Annotated in this window: 1 pseudogene; it reads right to left on the bottom strand. The window is 48.9% G+C overall.

The window, feature by feature from the left end:
* Positions 1 to 481, bottom strand: a pseudogene (locus BCT81_RS02495) (cysteine/glutathione ABC transporter ATP-binding protein/permease CydC); the annotation flags it as partial.

The raw sequence follows: 481 nt of genomic DNA on the forward strand, positions 1-481 counted from the left end.
TCAGCGAACTGAACTTCAGGTTCTGAAAGAATGACTTCATTCAAGCGACGTGCAGAAGACAGAGTCTGACCTAAATGCTGGAACGCGCCTGCGATTGGCATCAATAGTTCAAAACTTGCCATGGTTGCGAACGCCATAAGCGCGATGAACGGATCTGGAGCATTACCACCTACGCCGTCAGCCGCTAGCCAAAGCATAAGAACCAGTGTCAAACCGTTGAACAGCATGAGCGCTGCTGAAGCCATGCCGGTTAGGTTAGCGTTCACAAACTGGTTCGCCATCAGCTTCTGTTGGGTTTCTAGAATCGCATTGCGGTAACGCTCTTCTGCACCAAATAGAGTCAGTTCGCTGTAGCCTTCAATCCAATCCAGAGTGGTAACACGAAGGTCGGCTTTGTTTTGTGTCAGTTCACCACCGTTACGTTTACCCAGCTTGTAGAACAAGACAGGCCAAATCAACAGCATGATAAGCAGGATAGAAC

The organism is Vibrio sp. 10N.261.52.A1 (assembly GCF_002876325.1).
Classification (GTDB): Bacteria; Pseudomonadota; Gammaproteobacteria; order Enterobacterales; family Vibrionaceae; genus Vibrio; species Vibrio chagasii.